The organism is Ornithinibacillus liuyingii (assembly GCF_055550225.1).
Genome location: NZ_JBPWOS010000004.1, coordinates 264430 through 285622, shown reverse-complemented (window position 1 = coordinate 285622; position 21193 = coordinate 264430). Strand labels below are relative to the sequence as shown.

The following is a 21193-nucleotide window of genomic DNA, read 5'->3' as shown; positions in this document are numbered from 1 at the left end:
ATCTCTAAAACCATAGTTCATACTCTTTCGCTCACTTCCTATCCCTATATCCCCTTATTTAATCAATTGAACCTTCCTATCAATTATTTACTGCCTATGCGCTAATCTAATTCATCCATTCAGCAGTTCTATCCCTTTTCCCATAAAAAATAGCAGCCAATCGGCTGCTATTGTGATACCTTCCGTTCTATTTCTTTCTTCCTTAATTCTACCCGCCTAATCTTCCCAGAGATAGTTTTGGGCAATTCTTTTATAAATTCTATTTCCCTAGGGTATTTATAAGGTGCGGTTAATGATTTGACATGCTCTTGTAATTCCTTCGTTAATTGACCTGGTTCTTCTTGAACATTTGGTTTTAGAACAACGAAGGCTTTTACAATACTTCCTCGTACCGCATCCGGACTTGCTACAACAGCACACTCCTGGACATGTGGGTGTTTCACTAGAGCATCTTCCACCTCGAATGGTCCGATCGTGTAACCTGAGCTAATGATGATATCGTCACTACGACCTTCAAACCAGAAATATCCGTCCTCGTCTTTTCGAGCTTGATCTCCTGTTATATAAAAATCCCCTCGCCGTGAAGCATTAGTACGTTCTGCATCTTTATAGTACGCTTTAAACAAAGCAGGACTGTTTAAACGAACAGCGATATCACCAACTACATTGACTCCTACTGGTTCACCAAATTCATCTATAATTTCTACATCATTCCCAGGTGTTGGTTTACCCATGGAACCTGGTTTAACCTCCATGTTTTTCATGACACCTAGTAATAATGTGTTTTCTGTTTGTCCGTAGCCATCCCTAACGGTCACATTGAAGTAGGTACGGAATGTATTAATCACTTCCACATTTAATGGTTCACCAGCAGAAACAGCACTATGAAGATGTGTTAGCTGATATCTACTTAAATCATCAACCTTAGCCATTAGGCGATACTCTGTTGGTGTGCAACAGAGGACATTAATCTTATTTTCTTCTAATAAGCTTAAATATTTTTCTGCGTTAAATCTTCCATTATAAATAAAGCCTGTAGCCCCCATACCTAGAACCGATAAGAATGGACTCCATATCCACTTTTGCCAGCCAGGTCCTGCTGTAGCCCAGACCTTATCTCCAGCTTTTACACATAGCCAATTTTCTGGAGCTGTTTTAAGGTGAGCAAATCCCCAGCCATGGGTATGCACAACGCCTTTAGGGTTGCCAGTAGTACCAGATGTATAAGAGATAAAAGCCGTGTCATCTCTTGTTGTAGCTGCCACTTCTAACCTAGGCGATGAATCCTCCATCAGCCCATCGAGAAAATACCAATTATCGACTGGTCTGCCGACTGCAAACTTTATAAGAGAGTCATATTCATGAAGATCTTTATATTGCTCGGTAAAAGTATGATAACTTACCACACCATTTACTTCTCCGTGGCTTATCCGGTATTGTAAATCATTCGTTGTTAGCATTTCGGAACTAGGAACAACTATAATGCCAGCCTTTAAGGCCGCTAAATAAACCTCATAAGCTTCAATTCTACGTGGAATCATGACGAGAAGCTTATCACCTTTTTTTAATTCACTTTCCAGGAAAACGTTTCCAATTTTATTCACGTTTTTCATGAGTTGACCATATGTAATTTCCCGTTTTCTACCTTCTTCGTCTTCCCAAATTAACGCTTTTCTGTTTTCGTGCTGCACATGCTTCTCCATTTCCATCACTATGTTATAGTCCATAGGAGCAATTAGATCCTCTCGCTTCACCTCATCAACTCCCTTAGCTTATTTCCAATTATTATAACAAAAATTTTGAAATGTTAAAATATAATTTAAGTGAAAAAAAGCTGGGACAATACTATTACACATAGGATATACCGAACATTAAAGTTAGCGCATCAAACCCGCCCCGGAAATATACTTGCGGTTGCTTCCAGTACAGGGGCGACACCTGCTCGAGAAAACCTCGCAGTGTCTTCTTTACACTTCATCACAGCATAAGTGCGACATCTGCTCGAAAAGACCTCGCAGTGTCTTCTTTACACTTCATCACAGCATAAGTGCGACATCTGCTCGAAAAGACCTCGCAGTGTCTTCTTTACCGTCGGGCGGCTGGTGAGCCTCCTCAGAGCTAACGCTCCCCTGGGGTCTCACCGATGCCTTTCCTCCCACAGGAGTCTCCGTATATTTCCGGGGCTAATGTGGTGATGGTTCGTTTGTTATTACCTTTGTTTTAGTTTTGTCCCAGCCTTACTATACCTCTAAAAAGAAAAATAGTGGGAAAAGTCACCCGTCGATGACCTTACCCACTAATCTTAGTATGTTTCAATAACCGTAAATCGGCTCTGATACTTTATCTTTCATTACCAATTCGTCTAGACTTTTAAACGTGTATCCATCTTTCTTTAAGTCTTGGATAATTTTCTCTAACGCTTGTGCATTATCCTCTGATACGGCATGAAGGAGAATAATAGCTCCTGGATGAACTTGCTCCATCACTTGATCATAAGCATATTGCCAACCTTTTTGGGCTTTTGTATCCCAATCGATTATTGCTAGCGACCAGAATACATGAATATAACCCAAGTCGTTTGCCCATTCCAATGTCTGTTGATTAAACATCCCTTTAGGTGGACGGACATATTTTATGTCATCTTGTTTAGATATTTTCGCAACCGCCTCTTCCAAGGTTTCCAGTTCCCGCTTCATAACTTCCTTCGTTAATATCGTAAAATCTGGATGATGATAGGAGTGATTTCCTACTATATGTCCTTCATCTACCATTCGCTTAATTAAATCAGGGGCACTACTAACATAATGTCCCGTCACAAAAAACGTAGCAGGTACCTTTTCTTTTTTTAATACATCTAATATTTCATCGGTAAATCCCTGCTCATAGCCGTTATCAAAGGTTAAGTAAAGTGTTTTATCACCAGAATCATCAACATAATAACTACCATAGTCTTTTAATATTTGATGATACTTTCCTATATCTGGCCTCTCATGATTCTTGTTTTTCTTATAACCCCAACCATAAGCTTCTGCCTCATCTACATTCATATAAAAAAAGGCAAGAAAAAATATGATGGTAGATGCTAATACGAAATGCCCTTTATGCATGATACCCCACCTATTTTTTTCTTACCTTTTGCTAAATCAGTTCTTTTTATTCACTTATAATCTATTTACCTACATCTTCGTTTATAAGAACAATGATGCTGCCCACCCAAAGATGAATAGTGGAATATTAAAGTGAATAAATGTAGGAACACATGTATCCCAAATGTGATTGTGCTTTCCGTCTGCATTTAATCCTGATGTTGGCCCAAGTGTACTATCAGATGCAGGAGAGCCAGCATCACCAAGTGCACCAGCTGTTCCTATTAGTGCTGCTGTTGCCAGTGGCGAAAAACCAGCCGCTAAACATATTGGAACAAATAATGCAGCTACAATTGGAATCGTTCCGAACGATGATCCAATACCCATCGTAATCACTAATCCGACTACTAATAAGACAAACGAAATGATTGCCTTATTATCTCCTAGAAATCCAGAGGATGCTTCAACTAGGGCATCCACTGCACCCGTCTCTTTTATAACATTGGCAAACCCGGATGCTACAAGCATTACGAATGCGATGGAGCTCATCATACTGACACCATCTGCCACGATTTTATCACTTTTAGAAAATGGAACAACAAAGAATAATACCATTAATAGTAGACCTGTTAATGCACCTAGAATTAGATTTCCAGTAATGATTTGGACTACTAGAGCACCAAGGATTGCTATAATCGTTAGTACATGCTTTATATTAAAGCTAACTTCTTCTAAATCTTGGTTGACAAAAGCAGCTGTCCCTGCGACATCCGATTTAGGCTCTTTATCTTTACGATATGTGATGAAAATAGCAATGAATAAACCAACTACCATTCCTAAAGCGGGGATAATCATTGATTTTGCAACTTCTCCCATTGTAATAGTTGCACCACTTTGTACCATGCCATCATAGATTGTACGGTGGAAAATAAGGCCAAATCCTGCGGGAATCAGAATATAAGGAGCCTTTAAACCAAATGTTAATGCTACTGCCACCCCACGACGATCAACCCGCATCTTATCAAATAGTTTCAATAGTGGTGGGATTAAAATTGGGATAAACGCGATATGCACCGGTACAGCATTTTGTGATAAAGAAGCAACACCTGCTATAGCTAGTAGGAGCATCGTTTTCTTGCCGGTTAATATCTTGATTAAATAGTTAACTAATATAGTTGTAATACCTGTGTAGCTAATAGCTACTGCAAAAGCTCCTAGTAATATATAACTTAACGCTGTATTTGCTTGCTCACCCATTCCATTTACAAGCATCTCAATTGCTTCTATAACATTCAATCCTGCCATTAATCCTGCAGCAACAGCTGCAATGATAACAGAGATTATTACGTTAACCCTTAATAAGCTTAATAATGTCATTACTAATACGGATACAATGACTACCCATTCCATATTGTCTTCCCCCTTAACTCTCTCGCTTCATTACTTTAACATGATAAAGCATTGAAGTATTTTAGTCAACTTATTATTTTCACCAAGATCTGGAATTCTATACAAATTAACTAAAAAAGCTCTGAAACCATTATAGAATCAGAACTTTTAGAAGGGGATTATTTTAATTCAAATGAAAAAGATACATGATCTTGGATTGGTATCCACGCACCGATACCTTGCTTTGTCACATTTTTAATAACGAGTGATTTCTTCGTTCCTTTTAGTTCAATATAAACTTCTCCAAATGTTACTTTCCCTTTTTCATTTACCGCAGGTGCAAAGGCATGTAAGTAGCCGTATTTCTCTGGAGGAACACCATAGGAATTCGTTTTTTTCGTTCCTGCGCCAATGGTAGTAGTATAAGAAAGTGGTAATTTAGTCTTTTGTTTAGATGTCATAATCATCATTTGTTTCACATCATTAGGGTTGTTAATCTTATTTGTTAAAGCACCCTTTACTTCTTTTTGGGCTTGTTGATTAAAACTTAGCTTTTGATTATCTGTTCCACCCATATTATTAAGCTCGTTAACGTTAATCTTTTGATACTCCCAATTTATATTGGTATCATCCGATTCGTAGTGTAGAGGCCATCGTCCAAGAAACACCATTCCTCGATAGCCAATACCAATTGGAGATGGGTTAATGGTGGATTCATTCAACATTTTGATTAAGTTTGGGTTACTAATTTTCACATCGGTACTATCCATTAATTCTTGTGTGAGTTTACTTGGCTCAATAACTTCCTCATCTTCATTGGAATTAGGATAGGTATTTTCTTTTGCAATATCTAAGACATGACTAGGAATTTCATAGTCATTCTTCTCTTTCTCTCCTTTCTCTTTAGCTAGGACGATAATTGGAGAGTATATTGCAAGTAAAAATATGATTAATGCTATAATATAATTGTTTTTCATCATGCCCATTCCTCTCTTTTTGCCTTAGTTTTTTCGTGTGCTTGCAATTTTATACATACATGTCATCTATAGGGGGGAACAAAAAATGATATTAGATCGTTTTCGCTTTTGGATTTTAATTTTGCTTGTGATGATTTCTGGTTTATCACAAGGAATGCTTATGCCACTACTGGCGATAATTTTAGAACAGGGCGGTGTAAGTTCTTCTGTCAATGGCTTACATGCTACAGGATTATACATTGGGGTTTTACTAGCTTCTCCTTTCATGGAAAAACCAATGAAGAAATTTGGATTTAAACCGATTATCTTAATTGGTGGTTTATTGGTTATTGTTTCTTTATTATTATTCCCTTTGTGGGAAGCGCTATGGTTCTGGTTTATCCTGAGAGTAGCAATTGGTATTGGTGATAATATGCTACACTTTGGGACACAAACATGGATTACCACAACAGTAGATAAGCATACGAGGGGAAGAAGCATTTCACTTTATGGAATGTCCTTTGGATTAGGATTTGCGATTGGCCCATTATTTACCAGGCTATTAGAGGTGAATGAAGCACTACCGTTTATTGCATCTGCACTATTAAGTACTATCGTATGGTCCCTAATGTTATTTGTCCGTAATGGACTACCAAGTAGCGAAGCACCAAGTGTAGAAACAACGAAAGACAGCTCTCTTAAGCGATTCATTCAGACAACTAAGATCGCATGGATTGCTTTATTACCGCCGCTTGCTTATGGGTTCTTGGAGGCAACTCTTCACGCTACCTTTCCCATATACGGCCTTCGGATTGGTCATGATGTAGACATGCTTTCATTGATTATTCCTTGCTTTGCTGGTGGAAGTCTAATTTCTCAACTACCTCTTGGAATACTGAGTGATCGAATTGGAAGGAGAAAAATCCTGTTAATCATCTTAACACTTGGTCTATTCTGTTTTATCGGTGCGGCTTTATTCGAGGCATCTGTTATCCCGTTATTTATTCTATTTACATTAGCGGGAATCTTTGTTGGTTCACTATACTCATTAGGAATATCTTATATGACGGATTTACTCCCACAGTCATTATTACCAGCAGGAAACCTGTTATGTAGTATCGCATTTAGTATCGGGAGCTTAGGTGGACCCTATTTAGGTGGTATATTTATTGATATATTCCCTCATGTATCGTTCTTCTATGTTATTGCAGCTGTTTTAGCACTGATTATAGGTGCGATGTTAATGAAGCGAAACAGTGCCGTTATGGTTAGTAATTAATTTTCACTAAGGGTGAATGTTTGGACAAAAAATACTCCCCTCAGGCAAAACAGTTTATCTGTCTGTCCGAGGGGAGTATTTTATTTACATCTAATGTGCTCTTAATTTATCGCTCGATTTGCTTTAATATCCACATATTTGCCATACCTTGCTTCTAATCTATCTTGTAAATAAGATATAGCAATTCCAATCGGCCAATAGACGAAAGCAACCATAATATACATGGTCATCGCATCAAAAGTACGTCCAGCTACTATTTGTGATTTTTGGAATAGCTCTGGTACCGTAATAATAGCAGCCAGTGAAGTTCCTAACATCACACTTAAAAATACATTAGCTAAAGGTGGAATGGCGATACGAATTGCTTGCGGCAAGATAATTAATCGCATTGCCTTCCAATACGGTATATTTAATGCCTTAGCCGCTTCCCATTGCCCTTTATCCACACTAGATAGTGCTGCTCGATAGATTTCTGCAATATATCCTGCACTATTTAACCCAAACGCAATCGATGCAGCAACAAAGGCGGTTAATTTGACTCCCATGATCGGTAAACCATAATAAATCAAGAATAGAAACACGATAATTGGTGTGCTTCGCATAAACGATATATATATCCTTGATGGCCAACGAAGGATAAAATTTGATGAACTTCTTGCTAGTGAAATAAAAAATCCTAGTATCAGACCAATAGCCATTCCGATTAAAGCAAGCGAGATGGTCATTGGTACCCCTTCTAATAAAAACGGTAAGCTATCCCATGCAAGCTTTGGATCAAATAATTTATCTAATTGAACTCTATCAATTTCAAACATTTCATCACCTATTATTCGATTCCTTCGATTTCAATAACTTCCTCTTCCGTCTCTTTCGATACATCCAGTCCTCCAAAGAATTCTTCTGAAATCTTTGTTAATGTACCATCCTCTTTCATCTCAGCAACAACTTCATTTACCTTATCTAATAATACCGTTGCTTCTTTTGGCATTACGACATTATTTGTAGTTGGATGGAAACGAAGGTCAGGATGTAAGGTAATATTGAATTCTGGAAATGCTTGAATGGCTAAAGCTTGAAGGTAGTAATCGTTAATAACTACGTCTGTACGCCCGTTGTGCACGTCACGCAAATATGCATCATTCGTCACATTTCCATAGGTGATAACTTCTGCACCAAATTTTCTAGCGATATCACTATATACTGTAGTTGCCGCTCCGCCAGCTTTTTTACCTTCTAAATCTTCCAATGTATGAATGCCAGATAGGTCATCTGCACGAACAATCATTGTCGAAAATGAATATTTAATTGGTTCTGAGAAAGCGAATTTTTCACGACTTGCTTCTCTTGGCCCTGCTTGAATAATATCAACACGACCACTTTGCAATGCAGATAACATAGCATCAAAAGCCATCGTTTCAAATTTAATATCCACACCTAGTCGCTTGGCGATTTCTCGAGAAACCTCTACATCATACCCCGTTAGTTCATCAGATCCTTCAGGATAATACGAAGCCGGATACAATGTTCCCGCAGTTCCAACTACAATCTCGCCAGATTCTTGGATACTCTCCCAGATGGCATCCTCTACTTGATCGTTTTCATTTCCTCCACACGCAGCGAGAAGAAATACTATGCTTAATACAATTAACACAAGGTAAATTTTCTTCACCTTAAAGCCCCCTTTGGTCTGTTATATTTTAATGATCTTTTTGATTATAACAGACATTATTGTAAGCGTTCAAATTATTTAAATTAGCGAATTAACTGTTATGGTTATTTCTACACTTTTAGTAGTACATGTTTTGAGGAAACATTTTATTGACTGGCGTATATCTTGTGTTATGATAATAGTAAATATTAAATTATAATAATTATTAATTAGTAATTACTATGTTAGGAGGGCTTTTAATGGAATGGAGATCGGCTATATTTCCTAAATCAGTAACAACGCAACCCACAAAGTGGTTAATAAAATCAGTACCTCATCTTGAATTAATTGCCGCTTTATTCAGTGGCTTTATTATCCTTGTCACTTGGCTATTAGAGAGTCATTTATCCTCTACTTGGTTCGTCCTCTTTCATCTCCTCGCCTTTAGTATTGGTGGATATGCAAAGGCAAAAGAGGGAATTACAGAAACCATCCAAAATAAAGAGCTTAATGTCGAATTGCTCATGATATTCGCTGCCATTGGGTCAGCTATAATCGGCTATTGGACAGAGGGCGCTATACTGATTTTTATTTTTGCTTTATCAGGTGCATTAGAAACCTATACGATGAATAAAAGCAAAGAGGAAATTTCCGCCTTACTTGAGCTTCAACCAGAAGAAGCAACTAGAATTACCAACGGTCAAGAAGAAATCGTTCCGATCAAACAATTAAAGATTGGCGATACGATTTTTGTTCGGGCAGGTGAAAGGATTCCTGCTGACGGCATTATTCGTACCGGCTCAACCTCCATTGATGAAAGTGCCATTACCGGTGAGTCTATACCAGTAACGAGGACAAGAAAACAAGAAGTGCTAGCTGGTACTGTTTCGTTAGATGGAGCGATTACAATCTCGATTACAAAAAGCGCCGATGAAACTATGTTTCAGAAAATCATTAATCTCGTACAATCTGCACAGGAAGAAAAATCTCCTTCTCAATTATTTATTGAACAATTTGAGGGAACTTATGTAAAAGTTGTTCTAGTAGCGTTTAGTATCATGTTGTTTTTACCTTATTTACTATTGAATTGGTCGTTGGAAGAAAGCGTTTATCGAGCTATTATCTTATTAGTTGTAGCATCTCCTTGTGCACTTGTTGCTTCTATTATGCCAGCAATGCTTTCCGCTATTTCAGCAAGTGCTAGTAAAGGCGTTCTATTTAAAGGTGGGGTGCACCTGGAAAACCTTAGCCATATTAAGGCAATCGCTTTTGATAAAACTGGAACATTAACAAAAGGTGATTTAATGGTTACAGATGCTTTTTATGCACAAGGGACGGATACAGATGCTGTTCTAGCTATAGCTGGTGCTATCGAGAGTCAATCAACACATCCACTAGCCAATGCGATTACTTCTTACAGCAAGGAACAAATAGGTCAAACTAAAACGGTAATCGATGTAGTTGATTTGAGAAATATTAGTGGGAAAGGTATAGAAGCCTTAGTTGAGGGCCAGTTGTGGCAGATTGGAAAACCAGAATATGTTGGCAAAGAACTAGCTGAAGCCTTCCATGATGGTGTCTTAAACCAATTAGCTAGTGAAGGGAAAACCGTTGTATTCGTAAAAACAGAAGATAGAATTATTGCAGCGTTTGGACTTAAGGATACTATTAGAAGAGATACTAAAATGGCCATTCAATCCTTACAACAATCTGGCATCAAAACAATCATGCTAACCGGAGACAATGAACGGACAGCCAAAGCTATCTCGGAAGAAGTTGGAATGGATGCTTACATTGCTAATTGTCTACCAGAAGAGAAAGTTAACCATGTAAAAGAATTACAACAAAATTACCTGCATGTTGCCATGGTTGGAGATGGGATCAACGACGCTCCTTCTCTAGCAACTGCTAATGTAGGCATAGCAATGGGGGAAGGCACAGATGTAGCCTTAGAGACTGCGGATGTTATATTGATGAAAAATGACCTATCTAAGATTATCAATGCGATTACACTTTCTAAAAGAATGAATCGGATTATAAAACAAAATGTTTTCTTTTCAATTGGTGTAATTGTGATTCTCATACTTTCAAATTATTTCCAAGCCATTGACCTTCCGTTCGGTGTAATTGGCCATGAAGGAAGTACGATATTAGTAATTCTAAATGGACTGCGTTTGTTAAAATGAAGCATGAGGACTAACTAGTAGTCCTCATGCTTCATTTTGCTTATGGTTGCATTGAGTATTCCACCGATAATGACAATAAAGGCAGATAAATAAAACCATATCATTAATGTTATAACTGCTCCCAAGCTACCATAAGTCGTTGAGTAATTCCCAAGATTGGATACATAATAGGAAAATGCGTAAGATGACAGCTGCCAGGCTATCGTGGCAAATAGTGCTCCCCAAAAAGCTTCACGAAAATAAACCTTTATATTCGGTGCAAACTTATATAAAAAGAGGAACACAATAAAGAATACGACCGATGTTACAACCCAACGCAGCATCTCCCAAACCGTAAGAAAGTCCTCTGATAATCCAAAGAAAGAAAATAAATAGACTCCGATCATTCGACCAAGAACTGGTAACAGAATAGCAATAACAATAACACCGATCATCGCAATTGTAAGAACAATCGCAATCAATCGCGAGATAAGGAAAAACCTATCTTCTTCCACCTCATAGGAACGGTTAAATACACGCATAATGGCATTGATCCCATTCGAAGCAACCCATAATGTACCAATAATCCCAATCGATAATAAATGTCCATTTTGTTGTGATACAAGTTGATCCACATTTGCCTCGATTAATTGCATGGAATCTGGTGGTGCAACAGAAGATAATATCCTAATCAAAACACCAGTATCAATTGGAAGGTAACCTACTAATGTTATAAGAACAACGAGTAAAGGAAATAAGGATAAAAGAAAAAAATAAGCTAATTGTGCGGCAAGACCAAATGCTTCTACTTCTAGAATTCGTCCAATTAGCTTTTTTATAAAGGTTATCGTTTGATCCAAGCTATAACCTCCCACATCAGAAAAGAACAGGGGTCAGCGCTATGTCCCTGATTCATATTTATCTGTATTCGAATAGTATTTAACCTTCTATTTGTTTAGGTTTGGAGGTTACTTTGACTAATGTATTTTCTACTTGTTCTAATGCATTAACTGCGTTTTCAGTTTGATATGCGAAGCTCTCACTAAATTCTTCCATTGCTACTCGCGCATTATGAACTGATAAAGCTGGATTTCTCATTATATCGACAGATTTATCTTTCACATTGGCTAATTTATGCTTTGCATAATTCCTTGTATCCCAATCAAAAAGCGCTACAATGCCACCTATAGCCGCACCAACAGCAATACTTGAAATCAATCTTTTTTTACCCAATCAATATCTCTCCTTTTTTGTATGTTGTGTTTCTTCTGTATATACGAAAGTAAATGGGTACACCCCTCTGAAACCAATTCATATGTGTAATCAAAATTTCCCGTATAATATGGATCTGGAACCTCTAGTTCTTTTGGTTCCGTCACAAAATCCATCAACTTAGCAACGACAACATGTTCAGTTTTAGAATTAATTTTTTGCAAATCATTTATATTTTGGTCATCCATCGCAATAATATAATTAAAATCATGCCAATCTTTTTCAGATACTTGTCTCGCTTTCATCCCAGTATAAGTAATATTCTGTTGATCTAGTATTTTTCTAGTCCCAGTATGCGGTGCTTCTCCAATATGCCAACTGCCTATACCACCTGAATCAACACTAATCTGTTCTGATAATCCTTTCTTCTCTACTAAATGGCGAAACACTGCCTCAGCCATTGGAGAGCGACATATATTTCCGAGACATACAAATAAAACTTTAATCATATTGACGTATCCACCTTTCGTATCTATTATAATCAATATCGCCATAAGTTTTAAGTGATATGATAGAGGAAACTCGCAATACTTATTGAATGTTCTAAATATTATATCTATAATAAATAAGAAAAGGAGGGGTCATATGGAAAAAATAATAAGTAGTATTAATGATTTTGTCTGGGGACCACCAACATTAATTCTTATTGTTGGAACCGGTATATACCTAACTTTGCGTCTTGGATTTCTACAGTTTCGCACACTTCCCTATGCCTTACGTCTAGCGTTTAGCCCAAGTAAACAGGATAAAAAATCAAAAGGTGATATTAGCCATTTTCAAGCCTTAACAACGGCTATGGCAGCTACCATTGGTACTGGAAATATCGTTGGGGTAGCAACTGCTGTTGTTTTAGGAGGCCCTGGTGCTGTGTTTTGGATGTGGCTTACGGCATTTTTTGGCATGGCAACAAAATATGCTGAAGCTATACTTGCGGTTAAATATCGAGTTGAAAACAGTAAAGGTGAAATGTCTGGGGGACCGATGTACTACTTAGAAAAAGGTTTAAATGCGAAATGGCTTGGCGTTCTCTTTGCCATATTTGGTGCTTGTGCAGCATTTGGTATAGGAAATATGGTTCAGTCTAACTCAGTTTCTGATGCATTAAGCAGCTCTTTTAATGTACCTACTTGGGTTACTGGGCTAACCCTAACCTTATTAGCTGGCCTCGTCATCATTGGTGGAATTAAGAGTATCGGAAAGGTAACGGCTTTCTTTGTTCCTATTATGGCTTTATTCTATGTACTTGGTGGACTTGCTATTATTGTGTTTAACTTCGATTTGGTACCAGCGGCAATTAGTCTAATTTTCACGGATGCATTTACAGCGAGTGCTGTAGGCGGTGGGCTACTTGGTTCGGTTATTCGCTATGGTGTGGCTCGTGGTGTATTCTCCAATGAAGCCGGTCTAGGTTCTGCACCAATTGCTGCCGCGGCTGCTAGAACAGACTATCCAGGTAGGCAAGCGCTAGTTTCCATGACTCAGGTATTCATCGACACGATTATCGTATGTTCCATTACTGGAATTACCATTGTGATGGCAGATCTTGCCGGTAGTGGCTTATCTGGAGGCCCTCTAACACAGGCATCCTTCACAGCGTTCTTAGGTGACTGGGGTGGTTATATTGTCACCATTGGCATTGTATTATTTGCCTTTTCCACAATGGTTGGGTGGTCATACTACGGTGAAAAATGTATTGCCTATTTATTCAATGATCGTGCTGTTCCGATTTACCGTATCATATTTGTATTAGCTATTTTCTGGGGTGCAGTTCAATCGTTGGATCTAGTTTGGAATATTTCGGACACGATGAATGCCCTAATGGCAATTCCAAACTTAATTGGGTTACTAGGACTATCTGGTGTAGTCGTTTATGAAACGAAGAGGTTCTTAGAGGTTGCAAGAAAAGAGAAGGAACAAGAACGAGCTTAATGTTTTAAAGGACAATTCCCTTATTAAAGGGTTAATTGTCCTTTTTTCTAAAATATATTGTTAATCCTCTAATAAATACCCTAACATCCGTAACGCCTCACAGGCTTGATCTAACTGTTCTTCTCTCTCTGCTTCAATCTCGTGTAAATGTACACCTTCTGTAAGCCTAGAAAGCAACGATGCCCCTGTATGTTTTAATTCCTCTAAAAAAGCATCCGCTTCCTTACGATTTTTAATCATTAAGGAGCCTGTTATATCACCGTATATTGGATGTTCCACCATTACATTTCTTACTGTAACTCCATGATCTACTAATGTGTAAAGCTCCTCAGCTGTTTGTTCTGCTATATGCTTCACAACGATTACACGAGTTGCTCGTTCGTTCTCATGATTATCACGTAAATAAACATAACCCCTAGCGGTAGCCATAATCGGCTCACCTGTTGCTTTTAAAAGAGATATATCTTGTACAATGACTTGACGACTTACATTGGAACGCTCTGATAGCTCTTTCCCTGTAATAGGCTCACGCTCGTCCTTTAACCAAGTTAGAATCAAACTTCTTCTTTTTTCCCCTAGAATTTTTTTCGCTTCTCCCGTCATTGGTACAACCTCCGCATACTTTTTCACTTATTATACACACTAACGTTACACGATTTTCTCTTATTATACCTTACCTATTCGTAACAGACTAATATGTCATTTTTAAATTACAATTGATTTTTTATACCATATGTGTAAATATATGTGTAAAGACACATGTAAAGTTTTTAGTGAATCTATTAAATTATGAAATGAAGGAGAATACAAATGAAACGTATTTGGGGAATCATTATCATTATAACCATTCTCTTGGCCTATATTATTCCATACACCATGCTATCGGCTGTTCAATCTTGGACAGGTAGCTTTTTGTTCTGGGGTATAACAGGCGTTGTTATTATTATTGCAAACATCATGCTGACAAGGGATTGGAGTGAATAGAATTGAATACTAGTTTTGTCATTTGGGGAATTATTATCTATATTATCATCGCATCCACGATTGCTTTATTATCTAGAAAAGGAAATCTCCCTGGAATGTCGGGTTACTTTATTGGCAATCGTAAAATGAATGGTATATTATCCGCGCTTAGTTATAGTGCTACGACTTACAGTGCCTTTATGATGGTTGGACTAGCTGGGCTTACTTATCAAGGCGGGGTCGGTGCACTTGGTTTTGAAATAATTTATTTTATAGGTGTTTCGCTAATTTTAATATTTGGACCTAGATTCTGGTTAGCTGGAAAGAAAAATGGGTATGTGACGCCATCGGAAATGATTGGGGATCGGTATCAAAGTAAGTCTGCTGCAATAGTTATTGCACTCATGAGTTGTCTATTCCTAATTCCATATAGCGCCGTACAATTGGCCGGTGTTGGATATTTATTACAAGGAATGACAGGTGGCTCGATTTCTTTTTCTACCGGGGTTATCATCGCTATCGCGCTCGCTCTGTTCTTCTCTTATGCTGCCGGAATTCGTTCAGTGGTTTGGACCGACTCCCTTCAAGCAATATTTATGATTATTACATCTACTATCGTGGTAATCTTAATCGTCCATTCGCTTGGCGGATTTGGACAGTTTTTCGATAATTTACAAACAACACAACCAGAAATGTTAGCTGTACCAGGAAATGGTTATTTTAGCATTTTAACTTTCTTGGGATTAACCATACCATGGTTTTTCTTTAGTATTTCGAATCCACAGGTAAGCCAACGACTATTCATGCCGAATTCCTTTAAAGGCTTAAGACAAATGTTAATCGGATTTCTTGTATTCGGATTAATCTATACATTTGTATCGGTTATGTGGGGATTTTCAGCTTTACAGCTTTTCCCAGACTTAGAAAAAGCAGACCTAGCAACTCCTAGTCTGTTATCATCTGATGCTGTTCCTCCACTATTAGGCGTAATCGTAATGGTTGGAATCTTAGCTGCAGCGGTATCCACCATTGATTCTATCATGCTTACCTTATCCTCTATGTTTGCTCGAGATGTCTATGGGAACATGAAAAGTCGGCCAGACGATCGAAAGCAATTAAAAGTCGGAAAAATTATTATTCCAGTAATCGCTATATTAGCCTATGCTTTTGCAGAACTGGAGTTAGATTTAATCGCTGTCTTGTCTGTTGCTGCTTCATCTGGGTTAATCGTTGGTGTTCCAGCTATTGTCGGGACATTTTTCTGGAAGCGTGGAACTTCCTTAGGAGTTATCGTTAGTGTAATTGTAACAGCGCTTTTAGTACTTTATCTAGAAGCTACTGGTACAAAACCGCTTGGCCTAGGTTCCGGAATATGGGGGCTAATAGTTTCATCTGTACTATTTATTGGTGTCAGCTTAATATCACGACCACCGGAAGCAAAAGCACATGAGTTTGTTAATTTGATGAAGGAATATCGAAAAACAAAGAAAGCCATAGAATAAAAAGTCATTAACAAAAAGAGACTGTGTTATTACGGTCTCTTTTTTTTCATGGCACTAATTAATCCGCAACTGGAGCAATGCAGCTTTCATTATTATTTTTTGCGGTATTAACATAGTTCGACACATTATAAGCTTTAAGTTCTTCGGGTTCTAAATGAAAGATGAACTCTCTAGCTTTTAATGGGACCATCTCTTCTGGTGCAATCCACTCATTTTCTTTGCTCTTTGGTAGAATAATCGGCATACGATCATGTATATCCTTCATAAATGGATTCGCTTCACGGGTTAGGATTGTACAGGTAAATAAACGTTTATCATGTTGGGACCATTTATCCCATAGCCCTGCGAATGCAAATAGCTTACGATTTGCTAACTGAATGCGTTTTGCTTGTTTTCCATTCTCTGTCCTTTTCCACTCATAAAAGCTATCCGCTATAATTAAACACCGTTTGCGGGACAGTAGCTTCTTAAAGCTAGGCTTTTCATGGGCTGACTCACTTCTAGCATTAATCATGTTATACCCTATTTTCTCATCCTTTGCCCAGGACGGCACGAGTCCCCAACGTAGATAGCCTGCACGTTTTTGCTTACCATCATGAATAATAGCAAGCACATTTTGCCCTGGTGCAATATTATAACTTGGATGGTAATTTGCAATCTCTTGCTCTAGCTCGAACTCCTCCAGTATCTCTAGTTCATCTGCTAGAAGTGTGTACCTTCCACACATATAAAATCCCCCTTTGAACAAGTTAAAAAATACTTAGATCCCATTGAGATGCAATATGTTTTAAAAGCTTCATTCCCGCAATACTATTTCCTCTATTTTCTAGGGCAGGTCCGTAAACACCGATTCCGCATCCTTCAATAAAAGGTAATTCAGAACTTCTTACGCGAGGTGGTGCTACGGCAACAATCCCTCCAGAGACACCACTTTTTGCGGGAATACCGACATAGGTGGCAAATTTTCCAGAGGCATCGTACATCCCACAAGTTAGCATTAATGCTTTCGTAATTCTGGCTATTTGACGTGGAATAACTTCTTCCTCATTGTTAGGATCTTCTCCATCATTTGCTAAAATTAACCCAATTCGAGCTAAATCTTCAACCGTTGCTTCAATGGAACATTGTTGAAAATATGTCTCTAATGTTACTTCTAGGTCTGATTCCAAAAATCCTGTTTCCACCAAATAATATCCTATTGCTCGGTTTCGTGCTGATGTCTCATATTCCGATTGATAAACCTCCTGATTAACTATAGGACGATAACCAATCATCCGCTCAAGTAATACTAGTATTGTCTCTAGCTTTTCCTTAGGTGTATCCCCTTTAAGCATTGATGTTACGGTTATTGCTCCGGCATTAACGAAAGGATTAAAAGGCTTATTTGGACTTTTCATTTCCAAATGCATAATGGAGTTAAACGCCTGTCCTGTCGGTTCGACATCTACCCTGTCTAATACATAGCTAACCCCTTTTTCCATGCAAGCTGCTATAAAACTAATTACTTTTGAAATACTTTGTATCGTAAAGGATATATCAACATCACCTGAGCAAATCTTCAGGCCGTTTTTTCCATGGATTGCTATGCCAAGATGGCAAGGATTTGCATTGGCTAAGATAGGAATATAAGATGCAACTTCCCCTTCTTTCGTATCTTTACGGTAAAAAGTTACCCAATCATCTACATAATTCTGCAACCACTTTTCATCTAACTGTGTATTCCAATTAACAGTACCCTGAACCATTTGTTTCACCTCAAATTAACAAAATAAGTTACTACCCCTAGTATGTAACGTTATCGATTAGATATTGAGAATTTTCTTGCCATGAAAGGATAAATTTATCGCAAATAACCATTTGTGAAGGTAAAAAAACAGTGTGGCATTCACAACCACACTGTCGAGAAAATTTTCTATACTATTGAGTAGTAATGGCAACTTTTACTTCCTTTTCTCTTTCCGCTCTATATGGCAAAGCACTTTCAACTATGTGTTGTAAATGTTCTGCCAGATCAGCACTTTTCAGGGATGCATATTCTTCTGGAAAGATTGCATCATGGATGGTCATCGTAATCGAAGAACCCTGTACACGACCATTTCCTTCCTCAAGCATCTTATAGGTGCCATTAATTGTCACAGGGACAATTGGAACATTTGCCTTTGTCGCAAGTCGTAAACTACCTGGTTTAAACTCATTTAGTTTATTCCCTCTACTCCTAGTTCCCTCTGGAAAAATAACGAGTGAGTGACCATTTTTTAAGTTTTCGATTCCTTGATTAATTGCCTTCATGGATTGCCGTCGATCTTCCCGATCAATAAATACACAGTTTAACAAACCCATCCATGTTCTAATAATTGGTAGCTTGTTAATTTCTTTCTTCGCAATAAAGCCTATAGGTTTATCTAAATGCCCTAAAAAAGCTAAAATATCAAACAACCCTTGGTGATTCGCTACATACAAAACAGGACCCTCAGGGATTTTTTCACTACCAGTTAACAAAACATTCGTGCCTGTAGCCTTAATGACTTTTTGGGAAACTGTTTTAGGCGTATGAAATATTTCTTCTCGAATCTCTTCCGTACTTGTTTTTCGGTATAATTTTTTTGCCTTTTGTAAATTAAAAAGACTGCCTATAACTAATATAATTGCATAGGTATAGATTCGTATAGAAAATAACATCGTTTGATTCCTCCTATTGTACATGTTTTATTATACGTTGAAACCGTCTATGTTCAAGTAATATAAATGTAACAGTTAACCTTAGAAGTTATCCAATAAAAGGTGTATGCTATTACTAAGCAATTAATAATAAAAGGAGTGAATCAAATGAAAACCGAAAAAGAAAAAATGTTACTCGGGGAATTGTATCTTGCTGGAGATCCAGAACTGGTAAAGGAAAGGATACATGCTAGAGGTCTAACAAGATTATATAACGAAACACTAGAAACAGATAATGAAAAACGCAAAACATTATTAAGGGAATTATTTGGTTCAACAGGTAACAATATTTACATAGAACCAACCTTCAAATGTGACTACGGATATAACATTTATGTCGGGGAGAATTTCTATGCTAATTTTGATTGTGTTTTTTTAGATGTATGTGAGATTCGAATAGGTGATAATTGTTTCGTTGCGCCGGGAGTTCATATTTATACTGCAACCCACCCTTTAAATGCCCAGGAGCGCATCTCAGGAGCAGAATTTGGTAAGCCCGTTTGGATTGGTCATAACGTTTGGATTGGTGGAAGATCCGTAATTAATCCAGGCGTTACAATTGGTAATAATGTCGTCGTTGCATCGGGGTCTGTGGTAACGAAGGATGTACCTGACAATGTTGTAGTGGGCGGCAATCCGGCAAGGATAATTAAAGAGATTGTGGAATAAAAAGCTAGGTGCGTAGACGATGCGTGCCTTCCCTTTTTATTACTTACTATTCTTCGGTCAGACGCTGTTCTATTTTTTCGTTGAGTTCATGGTTACTCTTCGTAAGCTCGTAAGAAGGAAAATCCTGGTGATTTTGAAGCTCCATCATGATCAGACTAACCATTTCCAGCTCTTTTTTAATTCTTCTACCTCCTTAACTGATACTGAATACCCGCCGCTTTTTGTAATAATTGTCCTATGTCATAGAGCATATATCCAATTGTGTGTAATTCATTTTGCAGGTTCATAAATCGAAATGAACTATTTAGTATTTGTTCACGGTAATTTGTTCACGGTAATTATCTAGTAGCTTTTTTCCGTCTTCTGTTTTAGTAGCTTCTTCTATATTAGTGCTACTAATTCTGTTAACTAGCCTGCGAGTATCTTTTACCTGTCTTTCGTAAAAAGAAGCGATTTCACTTTTATACGCTCTCGTATCTTGATACAATTGACCAGTAAACTGAACCAATACCAAACTAAGTATGGCTAAAATAACAATAGCAATGTTCTTTTTCATCGATTGACCTCTCTTTCTTATACTTACTCCCTTCATGTTAATATAATATTCAGAATATAATGACAAGAAAACGAACAGTTAGTTTTAAACTGTCCGCTTATTTTCTCTTGATAAACTGCTGCGTCCAAAGGATACCTTCTTTTACAAACCCAACGCCGATATGGGTGAAATCGGGATTTAAAATATTCTCCCGATGCCCTTCACTATTCATCCACGCTTCTACGACTTCTTCGGGGGTAAATTGACCTCTAGCAATGTTCTCACCTGCTATTTGATACGATACGTCATATTGATCCATCATATCAAATGGGGAACCATATGTAGGACTTGTATGTTCAAAGTAATCCTTTTCCGCCATATCCTTCGACTTAGCTCTGGCAACCTCCCCCAGCTTGCTATCTACTGATAACGGTGCTAGACCGTGCTTTTTTCTTTCTTGATTGGTTAGGTCCACGACTTGTTGTTCATAGGTAGACTCGTTAACTGATGGATCTAATTTTTTTATGAATTGCTGTGTCCAATGATAGCCCTGTTGCGTAAAGCCCACTCCTATGTGAGTAAAATCAGGGTGAAGAATATTTTGCCGATGCCCTTTACTATCCATCCAGGCCTGGACAACTTCTTGTGGTGAGGTTTGCCCCTTCGCGATATTTTCTCCTGCTGAATAATACGTTATTCCAAAACTATCGATCATATCAAATGGGGAACCATAGGTTGGACTCTCATGAGAAAAATAATTTTCTGTTGCCATATCCACTGATTTTCTTCGTGCTACCTCCGCCAACTGATTATCTAGCTGCAGAGGGGCTAGCCCGGCTTTTTCTCGCTCCATATTGGTCAGTCGAATAACCTCCTGCTCAAACTCCCTTTGAATTATCTCTGTAGTTTGAACAGTTCGTTCTTCTGTCTGTTTCTCTGTCGGGTTTAATGTTTCCTTTGCCGTAGAGTTTTGTTTAGGCGGTGCTGCTTGTTGCTCCTCTTGCTGTACATCTTGCTTTATTTTCGTATGCTTTACCTCTTCCTTCCCCGCTCTCCATGCAAGCGTTAGGTTATTCAATCCT

At 38.0% G+C, this 21193-nt stretch carries 20 protein-coding genes and 2 pseudogenes; 6 read left to right on the top strand and 16 right to left on the bottom strand.

The window, feature by feature from the left end; genetic code table 11:
* Positions 1-167: 167 nt before the first annotated feature.
* From mbcS to ACSKT4_RS07485, 4 genes are all read right to left on the bottom strand, one after another.
* Positions 168-1754 (bottom strand): acyl-CoA synthetase MbcS, encoded by a 1587-nt coding sequence (mbcS, locus tag ACSKT4_RS07500; protein WP_186868867.1) that lies wholly within the window; start codon positions 1752-1754, stop codon positions 168-170.
* Positions 1755-2312: 558 nt separating this feature from the next.
* Positions 2313-3107 carry a delta-lactam-biosynthetic de-N-acetylase gene (gene pdaA / locus ACSKT4_RS07495; RefSeq protein WP_186868868.1) on the bottom strand — a complete coding sequence of 265 codons (795 nt, stop codon included), beginning with the start codon at positions 3105-3107 and terminating at the stop codon, positions 2313-2315.
* Positions 3108-3188: 81 nt separating this feature from the next.
* Complete coding sequence (locus tag ACSKT4_RS07490; protein ID WP_186868869.1) at positions 3189-4496, bottom strand: Na+/H+ antiporter family protein; 1308 nt, start codon at positions 4494-4496, stop codon at positions 3189-3191.
* A 158-nt stretch (positions 4497-4654) separates the two neighbouring features.
* Positions 4655-5452, bottom strand: coding sequence for a YfkD famly protein (locus ACSKT4_RS07485; RefSeq protein WP_186868870.1), 798 nt, complete (start codon positions 5450-5452; stop codon positions 4655-4657).
* 85 nt (positions 5453-5537) lie between these two features.
* On the opposite strand from ACSKT4_RS07485, the gene ACSKT4_RS07480 reads away from it, so the two are divergent.
* The gene (locus tag ACSKT4_RS07480) at positions 5538-6710 is read left to right on the top strand and encodes an MFS transporter (protein ID WP_186868871.1); all 1173 of its coding nucleotides are present in this window, start codon (positions 5538-5540) and stop codon (positions 6708-6710) included.
* A gap of 101 nt (positions 6711-6811) precedes the next feature.
* Here the strand turns inward: ACSKT4_RS07480 and ACSKT4_RS07475 are convergent, their stop codons facing one another.
* Together ACSKT4_RS07475 and ACSKT4_RS07470 are read right to left on the bottom strand one after the other, a co-directional pair.
* Positions 6812-7525 carry an amino acid ABC transporter permease gene (locus ACSKT4_RS07475; RefSeq protein ID WP_186868872.1) on the bottom strand — a complete coding sequence of 238 codons (714 nt, stop codon included), beginning with the start codon at positions 7523-7525 and terminating at the stop codon, positions 6812-6814.
* A gap of 11 nt (positions 7526-7536) precedes the next feature.
* Complete coding sequence (locus tag ACSKT4_RS07470; protein ID WP_186868873.1) at positions 7537-8379, bottom strand: transporter substrate-binding domain-containing protein; 843 nt, start codon at positions 8377-8379, stop codon at positions 7537-7539.
* Between the two features lie 239 nt (positions 8380-8618).
* Between ACSKT4_RS07470 and ACSKT4_RS07465 the strand changes: the two genes are divergently transcribed.
* Positions 8619-10544 (top strand): heavy metal translocating P-type ATPase, encoded by a 1926-nt coding sequence (locus tag ACSKT4_RS07465; protein ID WP_211742062.1) that lies wholly within the window; start codon positions 8619-8621, stop codon positions 10542-10544.
* A 14-nt stretch (positions 10545-10558) separates the two neighbouring features.
* On the opposite strand, the gene ACSKT4_RS07460 is transcribed toward ACSKT4_RS07465, so the two are convergent.
* The 3 genes from ACSKT4_RS07460 to ACSKT4_RS07450 form a co-directional block, all read right to left on the bottom strand.
* Positions 10559-11383 (bottom strand): YihY/virulence factor BrkB family protein, encoded by an 825-nt coding sequence (locus tag ACSKT4_RS07460; protein ID WP_186868875.1) that lies wholly within the window; start codon positions 11381-11383, stop codon positions 10559-10561.
* 79 nt (positions 11384-11462) lie between these two features.
* Entirely contained in the window at positions 11463-11756 is a 294-nt protein-coding gene (locus ACSKT4_RS07455) for a YtxH domain-containing protein (RefSeq protein WP_211742063.1), read from the bottom strand.
* Positions 11738-12244 (bottom strand): low molecular weight protein-tyrosine-phosphatase, encoded by a 507-nt coding sequence (locus ACSKT4_RS07450; protein ID WP_211742064.1) that lies wholly within the window; start codon positions 12242-12244, stop codon positions 11738-11740. The genes ACSKT4_RS07455 and ACSKT4_RS07450 overlap by 19 nt, the downstream gene beginning before the upstream one ends.
* Before the next feature lie 136 nt (positions 12245-12380).
* Here ACSKT4_RS07450 and ACSKT4_RS07445 point away from each other — a divergent pair, with 136 nt between their 5' ends.
* Positions 12381-13724, top strand: a complete 1344-nt coding sequence (locus ACSKT4_RS07445; RefSeq protein ID WP_465823121.1) for an alanine/glycine:cation symporter family protein — start codon at positions 12381-12383, stop codon at positions 13722-13724.
* Between the two features lie 60 nt (positions 13725-13784).
* Here the strand turns inward: ACSKT4_RS07445 and ACSKT4_RS07440 are convergent, their stop codons facing one another.
* Complete coding sequence (locus ACSKT4_RS07440; protein WP_186868879.1) at positions 13785-14327, bottom strand: transcription repressor NadR; 543 nt, start codon at positions 14325-14327, stop codon at positions 13785-13787.
* Positions 14328-14534: 207 nt separating this feature from the next.
* Here ACSKT4_RS07440 and ACSKT4_RS07435 point away from each other — a divergent pair, with 207 nt between their 5' ends.
* Together ACSKT4_RS07435 and ACSKT4_RS07430 are read left to right on the top strand one after the other, a co-directional pair.
* Complete coding sequence (locus ACSKT4_RS07435; RefSeq protein ID WP_186868880.1) at positions 14535-14708, top strand: hypothetical protein; 174 nt, start codon at positions 14535-14537, stop codon at positions 14706-14708.
* 2 nt (positions 14709-14710) lie between these two features.
* The gene (locus ACSKT4_RS07430) at positions 14711-16189 is read left to right on the top strand and encodes a sodium:solute symporter family protein (protein WP_186868881.1); all 1479 of its coding nucleotides are present in this window, start codon (positions 14711-14713) and stop codon (positions 16187-16189) included.
* A 58-nt stretch (positions 16190-16247) separates the two neighbouring features.
* Here the strand turns inward: ACSKT4_RS07430 and ACSKT4_RS07425 are convergent, their stop codons facing one another.
* The 3 genes from ACSKT4_RS07425 to ACSKT4_RS07415 form a co-directional block, all read right to left on the bottom strand.
* Positions 16248-16916: an SOS response-associated peptidase gene (locus ACSKT4_RS07425; protein ID WP_186868882.1), complete on the bottom strand. Its 669-nt coding sequence runs from the start codon at positions 16914-16916 to the stop codon at positions 16248-16250.
* Between the two features lie 22 nt (positions 16917-16938).
* Positions 16939-17934 carry a glutaminase gene (locus ACSKT4_RS07420; protein ID WP_186868883.1) on the bottom strand — a complete coding sequence of 332 codons (996 nt, stop codon included), beginning with the start codon at positions 17932-17934 and terminating at the stop codon, positions 16939-16941.
* A gap of 172 nt (positions 17935-18106) precedes the next feature.
* Positions 18107-18868: a lysophospholipid acyltransferase family protein gene (locus tag ACSKT4_RS07415; RefSeq protein ID WP_186868884.1), complete on the bottom strand. Its 762-nt coding sequence runs from the start codon at positions 18866-18868 to the stop codon at positions 18107-18109.
* 147 nt (positions 18869-19015) lie between these two features.
* On the opposite strand from ACSKT4_RS07415, the gene ACSKT4_RS07410 reads away from it, so the two are divergent.
* Positions 19016-19576, top strand: coding sequence for a maltose acetyltransferase domain-containing protein (locus ACSKT4_RS07410; RefSeq protein ID WP_186868885.1), 561 nt, complete (start codon positions 19016-19018; stop codon positions 19574-19576).
* A 304-nt stretch (positions 19577-19880) separates the two neighbouring features.
* Here ACSKT4_RS07410 and ACSKT4_RS07405 read toward each other — a convergent pair whose 3' ends face one another.
* The 3 genes and pseudogenes from ACSKT4_RS07405 to ACSKT4_RS07395 all read right to left on the bottom strand — a co-directional run.
* Positions 19881-20132: a hypothetical protein gene (locus tag ACSKT4_RS07405; protein WP_186868886.1), complete on the bottom strand. Its 252-nt coding sequence runs from the start codon at positions 20130-20132 to the stop codon at positions 19881-19883.
* 97 nt (positions 20133-20229) lie between these two features.
* Positions 20230-20607: pseudogene (locus tag ACSKT4_RS07400) on the bottom strand (CAP domain-containing protein); the annotation flags it as partial.
* 21 nt (positions 20608-20628) lie between these two features.
* Positions 20629-20991: pseudogene (locus tag ACSKT4_RS07395) on the bottom strand (CAP domain-containing protein); the annotation flags it as partial.
* Positions 20992-21193 lie beyond the last annotated feature (202 nt).